Source organism: Marinoscillum sp., from assembly GCF_965229915.1.
In the GTDB taxonomy this organism is placed as follows: domain Bacteria; phylum Bacteroidota; class Bacteroidia; order Cytophagales; family Cyclobacteriaceae; genus Marinoscillum.
Map to the genome: position 1 here is coordinate 279002 of NZ_CBDDJZ010000002.1, position 18670 is coordinate 297671.

The window sequence follows — 18670 nt, forward strand, 5'->3', positions numbered from 1 at the left end:
TGTGGGACCTAATCCCATGTGCGATTCCATTTCATCAGCTTTGATCAAACAGATAGTTTATATGAAATCTATTTTTTACACCCTTCTTTTTATGCTGACTTTTACTGTTTCCGCACAGTATCGCACCATCAGCATAGATGTACAAAATGTAAAAGGCTCATTAAATAAGACCTTTAATGAATGCATTGGCGCAGGCCGTGCCAACGAAGGTCTTCGGGCGGACTGGCAGCAACAGTTGAAGATGACCAAGGAGGATTGTGGCTTTCGATACATCCGTATGCATGGTCTACTAACTGACGATATGGGAGTCTATAAAGTCAATCGAGAGGGTGAACCCATGTACAACTTTCAGTACATCGATGTGCTTTTTGATTATCTATTGAGCATTGACATCAAACCCTTTGTCGAGCTTGGGTTTATGCCTGAAGGTATGGCGAGCGGTGAGCGAACCATCTTCTGGTGGAAAGGAAACGTAACACCTCCTAGTGATTATGATCGCTGGGGTGAGCTAATTGAAAATTTGGCACGGCACTTTGAGGAACGCTACGGCGAAGAGGAAGTCAAGTCCTGGTATTTCGAAGTGTGGAATGAGCCCAACCTTACACCTTGGTTTTGGGATGGCTCCATGGAGGAATATTTCAAACTGTATGAATACGCCGCTCGAGCAGTGAAACGAGTAAATAGTGCTTATAAAGTTGGAGGTCCTGCCACAGCCGGAGCTGCCTGGGAACCTGAGATGATTCAGTTCTGTGAAGAAAATGACGTACCACTAGATTTCATCAGCACACATAGTTATGGGGTAAAGGAAGGCTTTCTGGATGAGTATGGTGGTCATGGTACAGTCCTCAACCCAGAACCAATGGCCGTGAGCAGCGACATCATCCAAAGTAGAAAAGAAATTAGCGAATCAACCAAACCAGACCTGGAGCTACACATTACCGAATGGAGTGCTTCCTACACGCCTGCCGACCCCATCCATGATAGCTACCACGAGGCAGCCTACATTCTGCAGAAGTTGAAACAGATAGGACCAGCAGCTCAGTCAATGTCCTATTGGGTATTCACTGACATCTTCGAAGAGCCAGGTCCGAGATTTGAGGCATTTCACGGTGGATTCGGGTTGATGAATACTCAGGGAATTAAAAAGTCAGCTTATCATGCTTACAGCTTCTTAAATGTACTGGGAGATACTGAGCTAAGCAATAGCGACAGCATGTCTTGGGTTACCAAAAACGATCGAGGGGACTTTCAACTGTTGTTATGGGACTTTACCTATACCTTGCCTGACTCTACCAATAATCAGGACTACTACTCCACGGACCTTCCTGCAAAAGCCAAAGGAACTGTAAAGCTGGAGGTCAAGGGTTTGGAAAAAGGTGAATACACGCTCAGTATTTATCAAACAGGCTATAATACGAATGACCCATACACCGCTTACATTAAGATGGGTAGTCCTGCTCAGCTGACCAGGCAGCAAGTAGAAATTCTAAAACGAGCAAGTACAGGAAGAGCGATTAAAAGTGAACCTGTCAAGGTAAACAAGAATGGAAAGTTCCAACGGGAAATTGAGATGCGTGAGAATGACGTATTCCTTCTTACATTAAACAAGAAAAATTAGCGTGTCTTAATACTATAAACACATCGTTGCTCCCCGGCTAGAATATGCTTCACTCGTTCCACCTGATACTCTTCACCGATCAGTTGTTTAAAGTTCTTCAATTCTGCTCGGCAGAAGCCCTGACATTCAGTAGCAGCCGCACAAATTGGGCAATGGTTTTCAATCAAGAAGTATTCGTCACCGTCTTTCTTCCAATCCGCCATATACCCTTCACGTGTGCGCATCTTCACCAATTTGTCTAAACGCTTTTCCAGAGTGTTGTCTTCTTCCATGGCTTCACGGTATCGGTCATAGGTTTGCTTTTCCCGATCACTTATCAGCAAGTCGAGTGCATTATCGCCTAGCAGATGCTTTACTGATTTAAGTAAATCCACTGTGACTTGAGCATGGGTATCTGGAAATTTGGATAGACCTTGATCGGTCAATGAATAGTGCGTTACTGGCCTACCTACTCCTTCGCTTTTTGCATCACTTTTCAGTAAACCACTCTGCTCTAGTTTTAGCAGATGCTTTCGGGCTCCCTCTTTCGTGATATTCAATTCGCGTGATAAACCTTCGGCCGTGACATCACCGGCCACTTTCACGGTGTGTAAAATCTTGTCTGTAGTGCTGTTTTTTTCCAATGTTGCCATTGTTTTATTCTATTCCAAATGTACAAATTCTAATGAATTTCAATTAACCATTAGGCAACTGATACATTAATTAACATCTAAGTTGGTAAATAAGCCTATTATTTTAACAACCTTTTAGTTGTTTTATACGTTCCATTAACTACATTTGTAAAACATTAAAGAACATCAAAAAGCAATAGTTATGAGTTACACATTGCCAGAATTACCTTATGCGGTAGACGCATTAGAACCACATTTCGATAAAGAAACAATGACCATCCACCATACCAAGCACCACCAGGCTTACATCAATAAGTTGAATGCTGCTTTGGAAGGAAGTGATGCTGCCAGCGAAGACCTGGAAGACATCCTTAAGAACATCAGCAAGTACAGCCCGGCAATCAGAAACAATGGCGGAGGTCACTACAACCACTCGCTATTCTGGAAAATTCTTTCCCCTTCACCCAAAAAAGCACCTGAAGGAGTTCTAGCAGAAGAGATCAACAAAGTATTTGGAAGCCTTGACCAATTCAAAGAGCAGTTTAACAATGCTGGTGCCACTCAGTTTGGGTCAGGTTGGGCATGGCTGCTAGTAAAACACAATGGTGCTATTGAAGTATCCTCTACTCCAAATCAAGACAACCCACTTATGGATATCAATGCTACAAGCCAGGGTTTCCCGATTCTGGGAGTAGACGTATGGGAACATGCTTACTACCTCAAATATCAAAACAGACGTCCAGACTACCTTAATGCATTTTGGGATGTGCTAGACTGGGCTGCGGTAGAGAAAAACTACGAAGAAGCGCTAGCGAAAGTGAAGTAATTCGGTTTACTGATGACGAAATGGGTGAAGGGTATTTATGATCGTTGAAGTATCCCTTCCCTATTTCATTTTACACCTCTCTCATGATAGCTAGTTGAATGATGACCAGCAACCAAATCCTTAACAAAGTAGAAACCTCAGGAATTCTTACGGTAGACCCCTATGATTTTCGTCCTACAAATCGAAGTGTTCCGTTTGATCTAAAGACATTGCTCTTTCATGAGCTTATCATCCAGGAAAAGCATTTTAAGGAATGCCTGCAAAGCATAGAATGGTCTCAATATGCCAACAAACCCGTAGCGGTATTTTGTTCGGTAGATACCATCGTACCACCATGGACTTACATGATGATCGCCAGTCATCTGGAAGTAATAGCCAGTGATGTCTTTTTTGGACCACATGAAATACACAATTTGTACCTGTGGAAACAGCAAATAGAACAAGCAGATTTCAATGAGCTTAAAGACAAGAAAGTAGTCATTAGGGCTCATGTGGATTTAGATCCTTCTATCTTCGTGGCTTGTACCACCAGGCTCAAACCTGTGGTCAAAACATTGATGTATGGAGAAGCTGGATTACCCAAAGTAATCTGGAAGAATTAAATCAAAGTAAATCGATCTGAAGTGATGAAAGTACTTATAGTAAATGGAGCCATGGAACGACAGGAAAACGCTACGTCAAATAGACTGAGCGCGTATCTGTCACAAATTATAAGTGAGAAATCCGTAGATGTCCAGGTCTTCAATCTGGCTGATTCGGGCATTCCATTGTTTGATACAGAAATCAAGGGAATCCCAGAGTCCGTAGAAAAAATGAACGAGATTTTCCGTGAAGCGGATCTGCACATTTGGTTGACTCCTCTATATCATGGCAGCATGACTGGTGCTATGAAAAACTGCCTGGACTGGCTGGAATGCAGCGCCGGACTGCCTAAACCATATCTGACAGGTAAGCGCATTGGCCTGATTTGCTGGGCAGATGGTGTTCAAGCACTTCAAGGAATTAATTCCATGGATGCAGTGGCTAAATCACTGAGAGCCTGGGTATCTCCCTACAATGTGCCAATTAAACGAAGTGACTTATTCGGAGCAGATGACGCCATCAGCCCCGACTATCAACAGCGTCTTGAATTAATGGCCGAGGTATTGGTCACAGGGCCTGATCATTAGGTATTTACTTATAAACGAAAAAACCCTTTACAGAGACCTGTAAAGGGTTTTTTAATGCCTTTTATATTTTTACTTCTTAGCATTCTTTAGCTCCTCGTAATACTTCTGTAGCACGAAGAAGGCTTTCTTTTTCTCTCCGTTCTCATCGATCAGACCTTTTCTGTTCCACCCTTCCTGGCAAGTTGGGTTGTTGCGTTTCGGCGATCTGAAATCCACTAAGATCCACGGAGTAAGCCCGGTGTAATTTTCAGGCATACGCTTCATCATAGCTACCTGCTCCTCGTAAAACCACTCCTGGTATTCCTCACTCCATCTAGTCATTGAGTCTGCATGGAAGCCACCCTTCGCTCCTGCTCCAGTCTCACTAAAGATCAATGGTTTATCGTAAATGGTCTCCCACTGTGCGGTCTGACAGTAAGATGGCAACCCAATGTACCACCCCAAGTATTCATTCACTGAAACAATATCTGTATAAGCCCCCAAAGGATCGTTGATCGTGTTCTTTTCTTTGTTGTAATGAACCTCCAGTGCAGCAGACACCAAGCGCGAGTCATCCAGCTCTTTGGCTGTCACCACTAGTTCTTTCATAAACTCCGTTCTGGTTGGCGAAACGGGCGTTTCGTTACCCACAGACCACACAATGACACTTGGCCTGTTGCGGTCCCTTTTGATCATTTCATTGAGTTGAATCTTAGCCTTCTTGAGTACTTCAGGATTGTCAAAGTCGATGGTCCAGTAAACTGGAATTTCTGACCACAGTAGGATTCCAAGAGAATCCGCGGTACGAATGATTTCTTCGTTATGCGGATAGTGAGCCAATCGAACGAAGTTGGCATTCAGCTCTTGAGCCCAACCCAACAAAAGCTCTGCATCTTCTCTGGAATTGGCTCTACGCATTTCGGTTGGTTCCTCTTCATGCAGGCAAATGCCTCTGAAGAAAACAGGCTCTCCGTTCAATAAAATATCCGTGCCCGAAACTTCTATTTTTCTAAATCCAATTTTGTCAGTCAGCTTGTCACTAGAGGTGCTTAGCGCAATCTCATAACGCTTTGGATTCACATCCGACCAAAGCTCTACCTTGGACAAATCGAGCGTGAACTTCGTAATGGAGTCCGTGTATTTAATAGTCTTTTTCACCTTCAATTCAGGAATCTCAATAGTCACTTGCTCGCCCATTTTAGCGCCATTTAGCTTGACCCACCCACTCGCTTCAGCCTTTTTCATGGTTGGCTTAAGCTTAGCTGTAGGATAACTCAGCTCCACAAAGTAATCTTCTACAAATACCGGTGCAGTTTCCACCAAAAGTACATCACGCGTAATCCCACCGTAGTTCCACCAATCGGTATTCACGGTAGGCACTTCGTCTTTGTGGCGTTTGTTATCCACTTTCACTACTACAAAATTATCTTTCTCTTTTAGGAGGTCAGCGGGCACCTCAAACTGAAAAGGCGTAAACCCACCTTTGTGTGCTCCAAGCTTTTTGCCATTCAGATACACATCTGCTTTGTAGTTTACCGCTCCGAAATATAGGAATACCCGATTTGCGGCGTTTTTCTTCTGGTAGTCAAAGGACTTCTTATACCACACGGTACCCTCATAGTATAAAAACACTCGATCCTGAGAATTCCAGTCTCCAGGAACTTGTAATGTCTGAGCATCCGAATATCCGTGCTCTATCATGGCCGTCTTGTCCCATGCAACTCCGCTGTTCCAATAAGCCCCAGGGTCTTTCTCACCTTTTTCTTTGAAACGATAATCATAGAAACCAGTCTCATATGGATCTATAATGTACTGCCACGTACCGTTCAAACTGGTAATATCTCTACCATAGACATTGGTAAGAAGTTCTTGTGCACTAAGGTCTGTCAGGAATAGTCCAAAGAATATAAGGACTAATGCTAGAGTGGGTTTTGTTCGCATCATTTCTAAGGGTTATTAATAAGTGTCTAAATTACACATAATAATTTGAGATACTATTCTAGGAGTCAAAAAACTCTACACCAATGACTCACTTAACACTAAACAGCTAGTTAGATCACTGCACTTCTAGTGTGATTTCTGATTTTCCAAGTCCAGATGCTTCCGCTGTTAAACGCACAGTACCAGGTTTTCGAAAACCTCTAATGACTACCAAAGCACGACCATTCCAAGCTTTGCGACTCTGAGCAGTGTACAAATCATTATCCTTTAGATTGGCATTATCTACTGCCTCTATTACTCCAGGTCCATTGATACTGAATTGTAGCTGATGGTTGGCATTCGGAACGGGCAAGCCCTCAGCGTCTACTATTTCAACGGTGACATACGACAAGTCCTGACCAGTGGCCTCCAACTTTTTTCGATCTGCGGAAAGCCTAATATCAGCAGGCTCCCCAGCTGTTGCCAATAAAGTAGAATCAACCCTTTGTCCGTTTTTGATAGCCACAGCTTTCAGCTCTCCAGGTTCGTAGGTCACTGGAAACACCGCTTTAAACTCTTGAGTGATTGTTGTTTCCTTTTCACCAATCAATTCCCCCGATTGATACAACTGGACCTTAGGATACTTAGAATAAACTTCTACTTCCACCGTCTTTCCTTCGTACTCCGGCCAGTTCCAACTCTCCCATGTCGGCCACACTGCCCATCCGGTGAGGCTTATTTGTCCTTCTTCTGGATTTGGTTCACGAACGGCCATGTATAGTTTCTCTGATTCATTCCAAAGTAAGTTTCTATAATGAGAGATTGGCTTACGCCAACCAGTCAGGTCGATATCTCCACAGTAAGCACCGTGCCAGGGATAACGATCACTCACCCAATGCTCGTCCGCTTTCTCATCGGGATAGTAATAAGCACCGATACCTGATTCGCCCAGGTAATCCATTGCCGTCCACACAAAATCACCGATGATGTAATCATACTTGTGAACCATGTTCCAGATAGCAAACGCATCTCTAGGGTATGACTCTGTGCTTACCATAATTCGATCTGGAACGCGTTCATGGTCATCTACAGCTCGAAACAACTGGTAGTTGTAACCACCAATATCATGCTGTGCAAATAAGGGGTCGAACCGCTCCCACCCCTGATCCCAGGTGGTTAGCGCTGAGGTGACGGGCCGAGTTGGATCAATACTTCTCACATGGGTAGCTAGCATGTTGGCCGTTTTCACCGCTTGTGGTTCTGTGCGCTCAATGATCTCATTGCCCGTACTCCACATGATAATGGATGGATGATTGCGATCTCTATAAATCATCGACTCAATATCTCTTTGCCACCAATCATCAAAGTGTAATGAGTAATCCTTCGGCGCTTGGGGTGCCTTGGCTGTTCGCCACCCATCAAAAGCTTCGTCTACGACCAATAGTCCCAGACGATCACATGCTGCGAGGAAAGCTTCGGACGGTGGATTGTGTGCTGTTCTGACGGCATTGAAGCCTGCTTGCTTTAATAGTTCTACTTTCCGTACTTCTGCTCGGTCATAGGCCTTGGCACCCAAAGCACCATTATCGTGATGTACGCAACCTCCGTTTAGAAGAATGGATTGCCCATTCAGCAGAAAGCCGGATTCCGCCGAATAGTCAATACTGCGAATCCCAAATTCCTCGGTGATTTCATCAACTGATTCATCATTAGAAATGATCGATACATTCGCGTTGTAAAGACTTGGATTTTCAGGAGACCATAAATCTGGGTTGGATACCTCTAGTTCTTGCTTCAAGGTGATTTCACTGTTGGCTGGAATCTCCACTTCATCTAGCACTTCTGCTAAGCCTACTTCACCTTTAGTGATCCTCGTACTTACGGAAACCACTTTATCCTGAGCGGTTTCATTTTCCAAAGTAGAGGCTACTGACACGATGGCCTTCTCCTGGCTCACAGAAGGTGTGGTAATAGCTACGCCCCACTGGGCTATATGTACTGGATTGGTGACCTGCATCCAGACATGCCGATAGATACCTGACCCGCTGTACCAGCGGCTGTTCTTCTGGATGGAGTTGTCCACTTTTACGGCCAGGGTATTCTCGTTTCCATACTTGAGATAAGGTGTCAAGTCGTGAGAAAAAGAAGTATAGCCGTAAGGATGCGTTCCCAACGACTGGCCGTTGATAAACACTTCAGCATTCATGTAGACACCTCCGAAATAGACGGATACTTTCTTACCTTCCCAGGCAACAGGTACTTCAAATGTCTTTCTATACCAACCTATGCCGGCCTGAAAATAACCACCATCGTTTCCTGTAGTGTTGGTAATCTTCGGTCGACTTTCGATACTCCAATCGTGTGGTAAATCTAGATTGCGCCAACTCGAATCATCATAATCTACCTCACTCGCTTCTGGTAAATCGCCTAGTTGGAACTTCCAATTGTAATCGAACAGCTGCTTTCTCTCTGCCGAATCAGGTAGCTTATCTGAGCTACACCCGAAGCATAAGGAAGCAATAAAAAGCCCTAAAAAAATAGATCTCATGAATTTGTGTTGTTTTTACTTTTACACCCCAAGGTACATAAATGACGCTTCACTGAATCCATGAGATCGATCACGCTGCTTTTACCTCAGGCGTTAATCAACTGTAAGCCGATACCTCTACTGTAGCTGCCTTTGCTCGATCACTGATCATCGCATTCATATAAGGACTGCTGGAATACTTGTCTTTGTAAGCTTGGTCAATCTGCTCATTGATTGCACCCTCTATTGGTGCAAAGCTGACTTTTTTGACCATACCAGCTGCTTCAATTTTGCCCGCCTTTTGTTGCATGGCTGATTGGTACCAGCGAGAATTAACACCATTGTAAGCCCGCACAAATAGACGTCCGTCCACTGTTACTGACCAGATCCAGGTAGGCGTCCCAAAGGTCTCACCATCCGCACGATATGGTGCGATGTGAAAGTCGTCCTTGCTCGCTATCTCCTCTATTTCTTCCCTGCTAAGTGTATTGGATAATTCTGCCATTACTTTTTGTATTGTTCGTCAGTTACTTGTTCCATCCAGGTTACTGCACTTCCATCCACCGATTCTTGAATAGCAATATGACTCATCGCTTTTTCGGCTGAAGCTCCATGCCAGTGTTTCTCATCCGGCTCAAACCAAACAACATCACCCGGGTGTATCTCCTCAATTGGGCCACCTTCACGCTGTACCCAGCCAAGCCCGGTAGTTACGATCAATGTCTGTCCAGCTGGATGTGTATGCCAGGCTGTTCTCGCGCCGGGCTCAAAAGTGACCAGAGCACCTGAGGCACGAGTTGACTCAGTGTTTTGGAATAACCCATCTAGTCTGACTGATCCGGTGAACCAGTCTTCTGGTCCCTTCATAGAAGGAACTTGTCCGTTTTTAATGATTTTCATATTGATTTATTTTAAAAAAGAAAGCTCTAGCAGGAATTACCCCACTAAAGCTCCTCAGCATGTTCTATCTGTGCTTATTGGTAAACAGGGAACATACTTGCCTCTCCATAATCTTTTATTTGCTCCATGTTCTTCAAGGTCTCTAGATCTTCATTAGAGATCTCAAAATCCAAGTCAGCATTGTTATGCATGTGGTCCAGGTTGGCTGTTTTTGGCAATGGTAACAGACCAAGTTCCAGACAGTATCTGATAGACAGCTGAGGAACAGAAACCTCGTATTTCTCTGCCATACTCGCTATTTGCTCGTTTTTGAATAGCTCTCCGTGACCTATCGGTGAGTAAGCCTCCACCAGAATATCATTCTTCTCGCAGAACTCAATCAAGTCAAAAGGGGTGTTACTAATGTGAGCCAACACCTGGTTGATCATTGGTTTTACTGTACATGATTCCAGGATGTTTTCCAGATCTTCTTTTTCAAAGTTGGATACACCAATCGCTTTTAGTTTACCAGCTTTGTAAGCATCTTCCAGCGCTCTCCACGCCTCTTTGTTACCTTCAAAGTAACGGTCTTCGTCCTGCCATTCTTGCCAAGGTTTCGGGCTGTGGATGATCATCAGGTCCAGGTAATCCAATCCCATAGTTGCTAAAGACTGATCAATAGATGCTACCGCTTCGTCGTAAGACTTTACTTCTGCAGCCAGCTTGGTGGTGATGAAAAGGCCTTCTCGGTTAACACCAGATGCTTTGATTCCTTCACCTACACCAGCTTCGTTTTGGTAAGCCTGGGCCGTATCTATGTGTTTGTAACCAAGTTTTATGGCTTCTTGGACAGCACCTACTGAATCTTCATTGCTAATGAACCAGGTACCTAGTCCTAGTTTTGGAATTTCTACTCCGTTGTTCAGTGTATACGTTTCTTGTAAAATCATTTGTTTGTTTTTTCCTTCTTTAAAATCGGTTTTGATTGCCTCCTACTTTCCCCAGGTAGACACACTTTATTAATCGATTTTAATTGAGTGAAGTTCTAATGAAATCAAATCTATGATTAAGAATTTCAAACCTTTCTTCAATCTCCCTGAAGCTCCAGTATCACTTCCGTACTTCCCACAGTCATTAATTGCTCAATGCCGTTATTATCAATCACGCCAAGACTGATAAGTCCCTTAGCATAGCCAAAGTCTTTGTAAAAAATGGCCACATCACCCCAGGGAGCATAGTAAGTAATATCCCCTTTTGATGGTGTATATCCATCAGGTGCACTTTCCCTGGTCAGCTTCTGCTTCGGATAAAAAATCTTCTCAGTGCCGGCGTAATCTTCCAGCTTGGTGGTAATAGGCAGTTGCTTAATCAAATCCAGGGTGGTCGGATTGTCATATAGAGTGGCGGTTAGTTCTGTATCGCCAAAGGTGATTTTTAGCTTCATATTATTGAGTATTAAAGGCTCAGTGGATAGTTGCTCCTGTGCACTACACATCAAGTGAAGCATGCTCAGTAGACAAATTGCAAAACCGTATTTCATCGCATCAGGTGTTTAAACCAGGGATTTGATCAACTTTGCTGGAACTCCACCAACAAGCACATTATCTGGTACATCTTTGGTTACAACTGCCCCAGCCGCTATTACAGAGTTCTCTCCTATGGTTACACCGGGTAAAATGGTTGCCCCGGCACCAATCCAGGCATTTCGTTTGATGAGCACCTTGGCCGGAACCATGGTTTTTCTAGTAGCGATCTCTGTGGGGTGATTTTCAGAACTGATATTGACTCGCGGGCCTACCATCACCTCATCTTCTATGGTGATCCCTCCAATATCCAAAAAGCTGCATTCATGATTGATGAAGACGTTTTTACCCAGACGGATATTGATGCCTACATTGGTATGAAAAGGAATAAATACTACTGTACTCTTATCGATCTGTTGGCCGGTGATTGCGCTCAGATGCCTTCTTACCTCATCGACATCTTCAGAGCAATTAAGCTTTTGAGATAGCTTCATCGTACGATTGACTACTTCCCGGATAGCACCATAATCCGGATCATCCATAGGTATGGACTCACCGGATCTAAGTCTTTCGAAAATGTCGTTTTTAGGAGGTTGTTGATTAGAAATAGAGACCATATTGGACAATTAGTTTATTCTGCAAAAATTGTTATTCTGCTCTAGCTACCTATTATACTTATCAATCCAACTAGTAAGGATTTCAAACTGCTGTAGCTCTTATAGCTTTGGGTGTACTGCCCGTCTGCTTTTTAAAGAAATTGTTGAAGTATGTGGAATAATCAAACCCAAGTGAGTGAGCGATCTCACTGACATTCCAATCAGTGTGCTGTAGCAGTGCCTTTGCTTCTGTTACAATTCGTTCGCTAATATGACTGGTCGTGGATTTACCAGTAATCTCCTTGACCGATCTGTTCAGGTAATTCACGTGAACGGCCAAGTTATCGGCATAATCCTGAGCAGTTCGCAATCGCAAAGGTTTGTCCGCTGTTTCTATGGGAAACTGTCGCTCCAATAATTCTAAAAACACCGAAGTGAGCCTGGAGGCAGCATTTTTCTGCTGCTTGTTTCTCTCTGCTGGCTGAAGCTTCATGGACTCATGAAGAATCAAATGAATGTAATTACGAATCAGATCGTCTTTGTGAGCATAGTCAGATTGTTGCTCCTCGATCATCTTGTTGAAAATGCGCTCTAGAAACAGTCGCTTCTCTTCATCAATCTCCAACACCGGAGTCCCTCCAATTTTGAACAATGGAGACTGCTGCAGGCTATCCGCTCGTTCAGAAGTTTGCCAAAACTCTTCGGAAAACAAAATGGTATAGCCTTGATAGACGCTTGAAATGGTCTCCCATGAATACGGAATGTGTGGATTGCCAAAAAACAAGATCGTTCCTTCATGATCAAAACTGCGGTCAGAATAGTGGATCTTACTTCGACCTGTAGTCATGCAGATCTTGTAGAAATCCTTGCGACTATAGGTTTTAGTAGCAGCGCCATCTTTTTCTATCTGAAATACATTGAAGCCCCTAAGCTTTAATTCACTGTTGAACTCTGATACCTGACGTTTTTCCATTGCTACTATGGTCTAATACTATATAATCAAATCAATAAAAACATGCATTTGCCATTCCTCCCCGATTCGAATCAGTTATCTCTTACACCAAATACAATTGGATCCAGATCAATTAGTTCAAGTGAGTTAACCATCTCTCTGGTTCCGTTTTTGTACTTCAGAAAGTGTGGCGTATTCAAATGTGCCTGATAAGCAGAGTCATTCGCATATATCTCCATGATAGTCACATGATGTGGTTTGGTTTGATCCTGAACGGCATACATCGTCAATACTCCGGGTTCTTTGGCCACAGCCTCTTTAATCTCTTCAGTAAGGAATGATTCGTATTCAGTAAGTCTCGTGGAGTCTATCTCCAGTTTGGCCAACCGAACAACCAGGTCTTCATGATCCTGGAATTCTCGCAAGATTTCAAGCGGACTCATAGAATGCTGAGACTCGCAAGCCATCCATGCCAAGGGTAATAACACCCAAATAAGATAAGGTAACCTGGACACAGGTCACTCCTTTTTAGAATATACCTGATCCGTCACCGCTTCCATCCAGTTGACCACCCCATTTTCTGTGTTTGGCACAATATAGATCTGCTGCAACCCTACATCTTCACTGGCTCCGTGCCAGTGCTTGGTGTTTGGTGGGCACTTGACTACATCTCCTTTTTTGATCACTCGCTTAGGCTGACCTTCTATCTGGTGATAGCCTACACCATCGGTAATGATTAGAATCTGACCAGCTGGATGCGTATGCCAGTTGCTTCTAGCACCTGGCTCAAAGTAAACATTACCAACCAGTGTAGTGTAAGTAGAATCGATTCCAACAAGGCTATAATTAAAGGCATTGCCGGTAAACAAATTCTCAGGTCCTCTATTTCCTTTTGGAAAGATGAAGTCCACTTTGGCAGATTGTTCTTCCTGACCTATAGCGGACAAAAGTCCGAATGTGCTGATGAACACAAATACAATCAATGATTTCATAAAACTTAGTTTAAGGAATTCAATCTATAAAAGATACAAAACTTAAAATTGAATTGCTCAGAGCACTTCCAATTAATGGATTCAAACCAATGCTTATGAAAATCAAACAACTAGCTAACCTTCCAAAATCTCGCAGAAGTAACCTGCCTCCATAAGTATGGACTCCGTTAAAGCCGAATTGATTTGCACATCTTCTATTCGTAGGATATGATCGCAATCCTGCAAGTCAAAATTAATCCGGGCACTGGGAAACTGCTGTCGAAGCAGCCCTACAAGATAGTCTCCATCGCTCGCATGGGTTACTGATGTTTTAAATACCTCCACCATCTTAATAGGCGATTACAGGCTTCTGATGCACCATTTCATCACTAGATAATTGCTTGACAATAAAATCCGCTAAATCGGCTCTACTAATCTTACGACCACCTTCCGGGCAGTGCTTTAATTTCACCCGGTAATGTCCAGTAAAAGGCTTGTTGGTGAGTAAAGTAGGCCGCACACATACCCAGTCAATGTCAGCTGTTTCGTCCAGGATGGTTTCCCAGCGGGTTTGATCGTAATATACTTTATTGTAATTGGGACGAATGATACGGTTCAAGAAGAAATTGTCTGTGGCTGGATCACTCAAGTCAATGAGGCCCGCAGTAATGGTGACCAATTTCTTGACCTGATGGTGTCTCATGGCAGCCAAAATGTATCTACCACCCTGTGAATAGATTTCGGTGTAGTGATTTTTGGTACCGGTACCCAATGCCGAAATCACGGCATCACAATCCGCCATTGCCTGATTTAAAACTTTTGGATCCAAGGAATTGCCCTCTGTGATGTGTATTAACTGCCGTTCAGAATCGGTAAACTCTTCCAGGCTCAACCGTTCGAGGTTTCGGACCAACCCATTCACACGAAAGCCATCTTTTATTAATCGTTTTAACACTTCGTACCCTGTGCTTCCCGTTGCACCCAGTAAGAATATCGTCTTGCTCATAATGCTTTTGTTTTTACTAATCCAGTAGCAAAAATCGACACCCGGCAGCAAAAAAACTGTCAATATTCAAACGATAGCTAAGACAAACCGTGCATCAAGGACTCTCTGAACTGTGTAGGTGTCTGATCAGTGACCTTCTTAAAAACCCTGGAGAAATAGGAAGGACTTTCAAAACCCATGAGATAAGAAATCTCGCTGATATCTTTTCGGGATTCAAACATCAAAACCTGGCTTTGTAAGATGGCTGTCTCTTGTATCACTTGTTTGCAGCTCCTGTCGTACGTGGCCTTGACGCAGCGATTAAGATAGTTTTCTGACACATGAAGCTTCTTTGCATAAAATGCAACAACCTTCTCCTGTCGGACATATTCATTGAGCAGCTGTTTGAATTGACTTGCTACCTGATAGCTCCTGGACAAAGTCTCCCTGGTGTCCTCGCTCAAGGTAATGAGTCGATGTAACAATGCTTGAAATAGCCCATTACCCACCCCTCTACTGGGAGAACTGGATGCCAACTCCTGATGCAGCAATTCGAGAAGACGATGAACCCAGTTGGCATGGCCTTCTGTCAATCTGGTGATGTGCTGTACTTTGAGCAGTTTGTCAAGGTCAATACTATTTAATGCTCCCTGAACCACACGCTTGTCCATAAGCACTACAAATCCCTTAACCTGCTCTAATACCTGCTTTAAAGCGAAGGGTTCTCCTTCCGCAATAAACATCATTGCCGGAGCTTTTATAGTGTATTGCTCGATACCAATCTGTTGTAAAAAACTCCCTTTATTTAAATAAACTAAGTGATAGTAATCAGCTTTAAGTAAAGGCGTAGGAAGAACCAGATGCTCACTCATTCGCTCCAATACATAAACCTGCAATGGTGTTGTTTGCCAGTTAACATCCGAAGGTATATATCGAATGTATCGCTGTATGAACTGATGGTATGTGGTATTCTCTGCCAAAGTGATTTTTAGTTACCTCTCTGGTATAGATACTAATTTCCATTGAAAAAGATATTAATTCTTATGCAGCAGTTCTGAATACGACTATTCTGACTAAGTCCAATCTAAAGGTCTCTAGTGGATTTGGTTTAAGGGTATTGTAAGTTCATGACCCATTCCGAAATTAGCTCTTCAAAATTACAGCACTTCAAAACAATCTGCTGATTTTCAAAAGTGGTGACATAGGGTTGACACTCATACGGATTTCTTTGCTAAAAAAAGAACAATACTATGAAAGACACTATGACTATTGCCAATGAACTAGTGGCCCTTTGCCGTGAGGGTAAATTTGATCAGGTCTATAATGAGTTATACGATGCTGAGAAGATCGAGAGTCTGGAGCCAAAAGGTGCCACATTTGAAACTGTGACAGGAATGGAGGCGTTGATGAAGAAGGGAGAAGCCTGGAATGCTTCTGTGGAGGCGGTGCTTTCTTCAGAAGTATCCGATCCTATAGTAGCGGAGAACTTCTTTGCCATTACCATGAAAATGAAAGCCAAACTAAAGGATGTACCCGAACCCATTCAAATGGATGAGGTCTGTGTCTATCATGTTGACAATGGGAAGATTGTATTGGAGCAATTTTTTTACACTCCAGAAGCTGATGAGGTCAAGGTTTAGTCATCGAGCCTCAAAACCTGGTTACAAGTGTCTAAGTCTAGGCACTTGTAGTCAGTCTATCAGTGCATGATGCCTTTGTCTTTGAGGTACTTGTACTTATCGGCACAAGACATGTTGGCCAACCCGTTGATGGGTCCGGAATTACCCTGACTTCTATCCAGATCTGCTGCATTGGCAGCCACAAACATCTCAAAGTAAGCATTTGCTTCCTCACGAAAGATACTGATCACTCGTCCATCTACCTCCTGATCATGTGCATCATTATCCGGGTATTTTGAAATAAGCGCAGTAAGTTCCGTTTGCATTTGCTGATGATTATCCACGTCCAGCTCACCATGATTGAACCGAGGAACCCCAAGAGTATATTTGATAACATATTGGGCCGTGTAGATGTCGCTGGGTGGCAGATCGATGCCTAAGTGCTGTAATTCATGCAGCATTGGTTGCGCAAAGCTCTCTGCTATGAAGGAACGCTCGGTTCCATCGGTCTGTTCTGCTTCTTCCAAGTCTTCCCGAAGGCTTTCAGTCCTTTTATTCGGATCCTTGCGTTTCTGCTTGTTTTTCAAAATTTTATCACTCAGCTCTTCCTGGATGGGTTTAGCCAGATCTGCAGAAGGATTCCATGTTCGCAAAAACTCGTAGGCTCGCTGCTTGATCAAACTGCGCTCCTGGTAGTCAAGTGTTTCTGCTTTTTCGGTGAGGGAAATCTCCGCTTCTGCCGACAGGGTGGTTTGAGCCTGACTGGCAAAGGTGAACAGACCTGCAGTCAGCAAGGTGTTGACAATACGTTTCATTGTGATCAAGGTTTGGTACAGGTAAGTTATAAAACCTGTAGAAAAGCCTCAAATGAGTTTCGATCAGCAGCAATCAGCAATCGATGATTTAAGTAATTCTACATTAACTTCATGTTTGAGGATATGAAAGCTATTTCACCCGCAAATAGAATATGCTCTCCACACTGAGGAATTGCGGCCTACTTTATGGTTTTTTTGATAAGCTTCAGCGCCCAATCATAATGGCTAGAAGTAGCTGAAATCAGGTAAGCTCCAAGAGACGTGGTGCCAGTCCACTTATATCTTTTCTTCTCAAAAAGCTCATGGTCGGTATGTTTTTCTATCAGTCCTCTTACTTCCTGATGGCTAATATCTAAACTCTCTCTGGCTTCTTGCAGTGGTGTATTGGAGTACTTTTCCCAAATCCATCGATTGAGCTCAGGGGAAGTTTTCCAGGTATATCCCTTTGCCAGAATTTCAGGCTTTTCACCCCGCATACCTACTTCATACCATTCCAGCATCATCAAGTGTCAATGATGCAGGTGCATAAGTACATCTCGGATATTTCGATTCATCGTACCTTTTGGAAACTGTGCTTCCTGATCCGCAGGAGACAGTTCATCGATGAAATTCATTAGAGATTCGTAATTCTTCTGACTGAAATCCAACAGCTCTGTTTTATTCTTTGGACGTGCCATGGTGTAACCTATTTTAGTTATATGTTGCTGTTGGTTCTAATTAACTGAATTACAGCTAATTTAGCACAGCTTGCTAAGGTTTGCAATACACGCCCATGGTCTCAATTCCACTCAAGAATTACTGTAATGAAAGAAAGCTATGATTTATGTGTTGACTAAAATAGTCATCGATGATGTGCATCACAAACCATCACGAGCTTCAACCGGAGAGACATCTTACAATGTCTCTACGAGTTGGATATTGTTGCCACACGTGTCATTAAACACGGCCACTTTCACCGTGCCCATAGCCGTAGGCTTCATACTGAATTCTACACCCAATCCAATCAATCGGTCGTATTCTTCCTGCACATTGTCTACATCAAATTGTGTATAGGGAATACCTGCTTCCATCAAAGCATTCTGGTAGGTTTTAGATGGCTCAAAATGATTGGGAGCAGGTTCAAGCAATAGCTCTGGTCCATCTTGCCATTCTGGAGAAACCTCCGTCAGCCATCTGTTGCCACCCTCCAATGGAGAGTCGAGCTTTTTGATGAATCCGAGCTTTTCAGTGTAAAAACTAAGTGCTTTTTCCTGATCCCTGACCGGGATGCTTATCAATGTTACTTTCATCTTAGATTCGTAGTTAAGTTAAAGGCCCAAAGGTGACGCATCAGTCATTAATTAACTTCTCGAAAATTGCTCTTTTTGATATGCTGCCGGACTTTTTCCTATCTTGGTTTTGAATAGTACACTGAATGATCCTAAACTATTAAATCCGACAGCATAACATGTTTCTGTCACGGACATACCCTCTTTCAGGTGCCGTTTGGATTGTTCGATTCGCTTATTGATTAAATACTGTCGTGGTGTAATCCCATAATACCTCCTGAACAGTCGGATTAAGTGATACTTGGAGATCAGCTGAATCTTGCACAGTAAGTCCATGTTCAGATCACTTTCATAGTTGGAATCTACATAGTTTTTAACAGATATCTACATAGTTTTTAACAGATATCTACAT

At 43.2% G+C, this 18670-nt stretch carries 22 protein-coding genes and 1 pseudogene; 5 read left to right on the forward strand and 18 right to left on the reverse strand.

Going from position 1 to position 18670, the window contains the following annotated elements:
• Positions 1-61 precede the first annotated feature (61 nt).
• Complete coding sequence (locus ACO067_RS23245) at positions 62-1618, forward strand: GH39 family glycosyl hydrolase (protein ID WP_421879080.1); 1557 nt, start codon at positions 62-64, stop codon at positions 1616-1618.
• On the opposite strand, the gene ACO067_RS23250 is transcribed toward ACO067_RS23245, so the two are convergent.
• A complete protein-coding gene (locus tag ACO067_RS23250; protein WP_421879083.1) occupies positions 1615-2250 on the reverse strand; it encodes a helix-turn-helix transcriptional regulator in 636 nt (211 codons plus the stop codon). The genes ACO067_RS23245 and ACO067_RS23250 overlap by 4 nt on opposite strands.
• A gap of 181 nt (positions 2251-2431) precedes the next feature.
• Here ACO067_RS23250 and ACO067_RS23255 point away from each other — a divergent pair, with 181 nt between their 5' ends.
• From ACO067_RS23255 to ACO067_RS23265, 3 genes are all read left to right on the forward strand, one after another.
• Positions 2432-3055 (forward strand): superoxide dismutase, encoded by a 624-nt coding sequence (locus ACO067_RS23255; protein WP_421879087.1) that lies wholly within the window; start codon positions 2432-2434, stop codon positions 3053-3055.
• 98 nt (positions 3056-3153) lie between these two features.
• Entirely contained in the window at positions 3154-3657 is a 504-nt protein-coding gene (locus ACO067_RS23260) for a DUF2480 family protein (RefSeq protein WP_421879091.1), read from the forward strand.
• Between the two features lie 24 nt (positions 3658-3681).
• A complete protein-coding gene (locus tag ACO067_RS23265) occupies positions 3682-4224 on the forward strand; it encodes an NADPH-dependent FMN reductase (RefSeq protein ID WP_421879094.1) in 543 nt (180 codons plus the stop codon).
• A 69-nt stretch (positions 4225-4293) separates the two neighbouring features.
• On the opposite strand, the gene ACO067_RS23270 is transcribed toward ACO067_RS23265, so the two are convergent.
• The 13 genes from ACO067_RS23270 to ACO067_RS23330 form a co-directional block, all read right to left on the reverse strand.
• The gene (locus ACO067_RS23270) at positions 4294-6147 is read right to left on the reverse strand and encodes a glycoside hydrolase family 2 protein (protein WP_421879096.1); all 1854 of its coding nucleotides are present in this window, start codon (positions 6145-6147) and stop codon (positions 4294-4296) included.
• Between the two features lie 112 nt (positions 6148-6259).
• Entirely contained in the window at positions 6260-8671 is a 2412-nt protein-coding gene (locus ACO067_RS23275) for a glycoside hydrolase family 2 TIM barrel-domain containing protein (protein ID WP_421879099.1), read from the reverse strand.
• A gap of 97 nt (positions 8672-8768) precedes the next feature.
• Positions 8769-9155, reverse strand: coding sequence for a DUF2255 family protein (locus ACO067_RS23280; protein ID WP_421879102.1), 387 nt, complete (start codon positions 9153-9155; stop codon positions 8769-8771).
• Positions 9155-9550, reverse strand: coding sequence for a (R)-mandelonitrile lyase (locus ACO067_RS23285; protein ID WP_421879104.1), 396 nt, complete (start codon positions 9548-9550; stop codon positions 9155-9157). The genes ACO067_RS23280 and ACO067_RS23285 overlap by 1 nt, the downstream gene beginning before the upstream one ends.
• Before the next feature lie 74 nt (positions 9551-9624).
• Complete coding sequence (locus tag ACO067_RS23290) at positions 9625-10479, reverse strand: aldo/keto reductase (RefSeq protein ID WP_421879106.1); 855 nt, start codon at positions 10477-10479, stop codon at positions 9625-9627.
• A 137-nt stretch (positions 10480-10616) separates the two neighbouring features.
• Positions 10617-11069: a cyclophilin-like fold protein gene (locus tag ACO067_RS23295; protein ID WP_421879109.1), complete on the reverse strand. Its 453-nt coding sequence runs from the start codon at positions 11067-11069 to the stop codon at positions 10617-10619.
• Positions 11070-11081: 12 nt separating this feature from the next.
• A complete protein-coding gene (locus ACO067_RS23300; protein ID WP_421879112.1) occupies positions 11082-11669 on the reverse strand; it encodes a DapH/DapD/GlmU-related protein in 588 nt (195 codons plus the stop codon).
• A gap of 82 nt (positions 11670-11751) precedes the next feature.
• Complete coding sequence (locus ACO067_RS23305; protein WP_421879115.1) at positions 11752-12621, reverse strand: helix-turn-helix domain-containing protein; 870 nt, start codon at positions 12619-12621, stop codon at positions 11752-11754.
• Between the two features lie 71 nt (positions 12622-12692).
• Positions 12693-13043: a putative quinol monooxygenase gene (locus tag ACO067_RS23310; RefSeq protein ID WP_421879118.1), complete on the reverse strand. Its 351-nt coding sequence runs from the start codon at positions 13041-13043 to the stop codon at positions 12693-12695.
• A gap of 75 nt (positions 13044-13118) precedes the next feature.
• On the reverse strand, positions 13119-13592 hold the full coding sequence (locus ACO067_RS23315) for a cupin domain-containing protein (protein ID WP_421879121.1): 474 nt from the start codon (positions 13590-13592) through the stop codon (positions 13119-13121).
• Between the two features lie 114 nt (positions 13593-13706).
• Positions 13707-13919 carry a hypothetical protein gene (locus ACO067_RS23320; RefSeq protein WP_421879124.1) on the reverse strand — a complete coding sequence of 71 codons (213 nt, stop codon included), beginning with the start codon at positions 13917-13919 and terminating at the stop codon, positions 13707-13709.
• A gap of 1 nt (position 13920) precedes the next feature.
• A complete protein-coding gene (locus tag ACO067_RS23325; protein WP_421879127.1) occupies positions 13921-14577 on the reverse strand; it encodes an NAD(P)-dependent oxidoreductase in 657 nt (218 codons plus the stop codon).
• Positions 14578-14654: 77 nt separating this feature from the next.
• Positions 14655-15536, reverse strand: coding sequence for a helix-turn-helix domain-containing protein (locus tag ACO067_RS23330; protein WP_421879131.1), 882 nt, complete (start codon positions 15534-15536; stop codon positions 14655-14657).
• Positions 15537-15806: 270 nt separating this feature from the next.
• Here ACO067_RS23330 and ACO067_RS23335 point away from each other — a divergent pair, with 270 nt between their 5' ends.
• Positions 15807-16196, forward strand: coding sequence for a SnoaL-like domain-containing protein (locus ACO067_RS23335; protein WP_421879134.1), 390 nt, complete (start codon positions 15807-15809; stop codon positions 16194-16196).
• A gap of 59 nt (positions 16197-16255) precedes the next feature.
• Here ACO067_RS23335 and ACO067_RS23340 read toward each other — a convergent pair whose 3' ends face one another.
• The 4 genes and pseudogenes from ACO067_RS23340 to ACO067_RS23355 all read right to left on the reverse strand — a co-directional run bounded on the left by ACO067_RS23340 (position 16256) and on the right by ACO067_RS23355 (position 18594).
• Entirely contained in the window at positions 16256-16990 is a 735-nt protein-coding gene (locus tag ACO067_RS23340) for a hypothetical protein (RefSeq protein WP_421879137.1), read from the reverse strand.
• Between the two features lie 179 nt (positions 16991-17169).
• Positions 17170-17667 (reverse strand): annotated as a pseudogene (locus tag ACO067_RS23345) (ClbS/DfsB family four-helix bundle protein).
• 216 nt (positions 17668-17883) lie between these two features.
• Positions 17884-18279 (reverse strand): VOC family protein, encoded by a 396-nt coding sequence (locus ACO067_RS23350; protein ID WP_421879141.1) that lies wholly within the window; start codon positions 18277-18279, stop codon positions 17884-17886.
• 51 nt (positions 18280-18330) lie between these two features.
• A complete protein-coding gene (locus tag ACO067_RS23355; RefSeq protein ID WP_421879144.1) occupies positions 18331-18594 on the reverse strand; it encodes a helix-turn-helix domain-containing protein in 264 nt (87 codons plus the stop codon).
• Positions 18595-18670: the final 76 nt, after the last annotated feature.

Coding starts and splice junctions, on each gene's coding strand:
- ACO067_RS23350 (WP_421879141.1), bottom strand. CDS start 18,279: ATGAAAGTAACATTGATAAGCATCCCGGTCAGGGATCAGGAAAAAGCA.
- ACO067_RS23245 (WP_421879080.1), top strand. CDS start 62: ATGAAATCTATTTTTTACACCCTTCTTTTTATGCTGACTTTTACTGTT.
- ACO067_RS23255 (WP_421879087.1), top strand. CDS start 2,432: ATGAGTTACACATTGCCAGAATTACCTTATGCGGTAGACGCATTAGAA.
- ACO067_RS23340 (WP_421879137.1), bottom strand. CDS start 16,990: ATGAAACGTATTGTCAACACCTTGCTGACTGCAGGTCTGTTCACCTTT.
- ACO067_RS23280 (WP_421879102.1), bottom strand. CDS start 9,155: ATGGCAGAATTATCCAATACACTTAGCAGGGAAGAAATAGAGGAGATA.
- ACO067_RS23325 (WP_421879127.1), bottom strand. CDS start 14,577: ATGAGCAAGACGATATTCTTACTGGGTGCAACGGGAAGCACAGGGTAC.
- ACO067_RS23290 (WP_421879106.1), bottom strand. CDS start 10,479: ATGATTTTACAAGAAACGTATACACTGAACAACGGAGTAGAAATTCCA.
- ACO067_RS23310 (WP_421879118.1), bottom strand. CDS start 13,043: ATGAGTCCGCTTGAAATCTTGCGAGAATTCCAGGATCATGAAGACCTG.
- ACO067_RS23335 (WP_421879134.1), top strand. CDS start 15,807: ATGAAAGACACTATGACTATTGCCAATGAACTAGTGGCCCTTTGCCGT.
- ACO067_RS23265 (WP_421879094.1), top strand. CDS start 3,682: ATGAAAGTACTTATAGTAAATGGAGCCATGGAACGACAGGAAAACGCT.
- ACO067_RS23305 (WP_421879115.1), bottom strand. CDS start 12,621: ATGGAAAAACGTCAGGTATCAGAGTTCAACAGTGAATTAAAGCTTAGG.
- ACO067_RS23300 (WP_421879112.1), bottom strand. CDS start 11,669: ATGGTCTCTATTTCTAATCAACAACCTCCTAAAAACGACATTTTCGAA.
- ACO067_RS23355 (WP_421879144.1), bottom strand. CDS start 18,594: ATGGACTTACTGTGCAAGATTCAGCTGATCTCCAAGTATCACTTAATC.
- ACO067_RS23285 (WP_421879104.1), bottom strand. CDS start 9,550: ATGAAAATCATTAAAAACGGACAAGTTCCTTCTATGAAGGGACCAGAA.
- ACO067_RS23270 (WP_421879096.1), bottom strand. CDS start 6,147: ATGATGCGAACAAAACCCACTCTAGCATTAGTCCTTATATTCTTTGGA.
- ACO067_RS23275 (WP_421879099.1), bottom strand. CDS start 8,671: ATGAGATCTATTTTTTTAGGGCTTTTTATTGCTTCCTTATGCTTCGGG.
- ACO067_RS23295 (WP_421879109.1), bottom strand. CDS start 11,069: ATGAAATACGGTTTTGCAATTTGTCTACTGAGCATGCTTCACTTGATG.
- ACO067_RS23315 (WP_421879121.1), bottom strand. CDS start 13,592: ATGAAATCATTGATTGTATTTGTGTTCATCAGCACATTCGGACTTTTG.
- ACO067_RS23260 (WP_421879091.1), top strand. CDS start 3,154: ATGATGACCAGCAACCAAATCCTTAACAAAGTAGAAACCTCAGGAATT.
- ACO067_RS23250 (WP_421879083.1), bottom strand. CDS start 2,250: ATGGCAACATTGGAAAAAAACAGCACTACAGACAAGATTTTACACACC.
- ACO067_RS23320 (WP_421879124.1), bottom strand. CDS start 13,919: ATGGTGGAGGTATTTAAAACATCAGTAACCCATGCGAGCGATGGAGAC.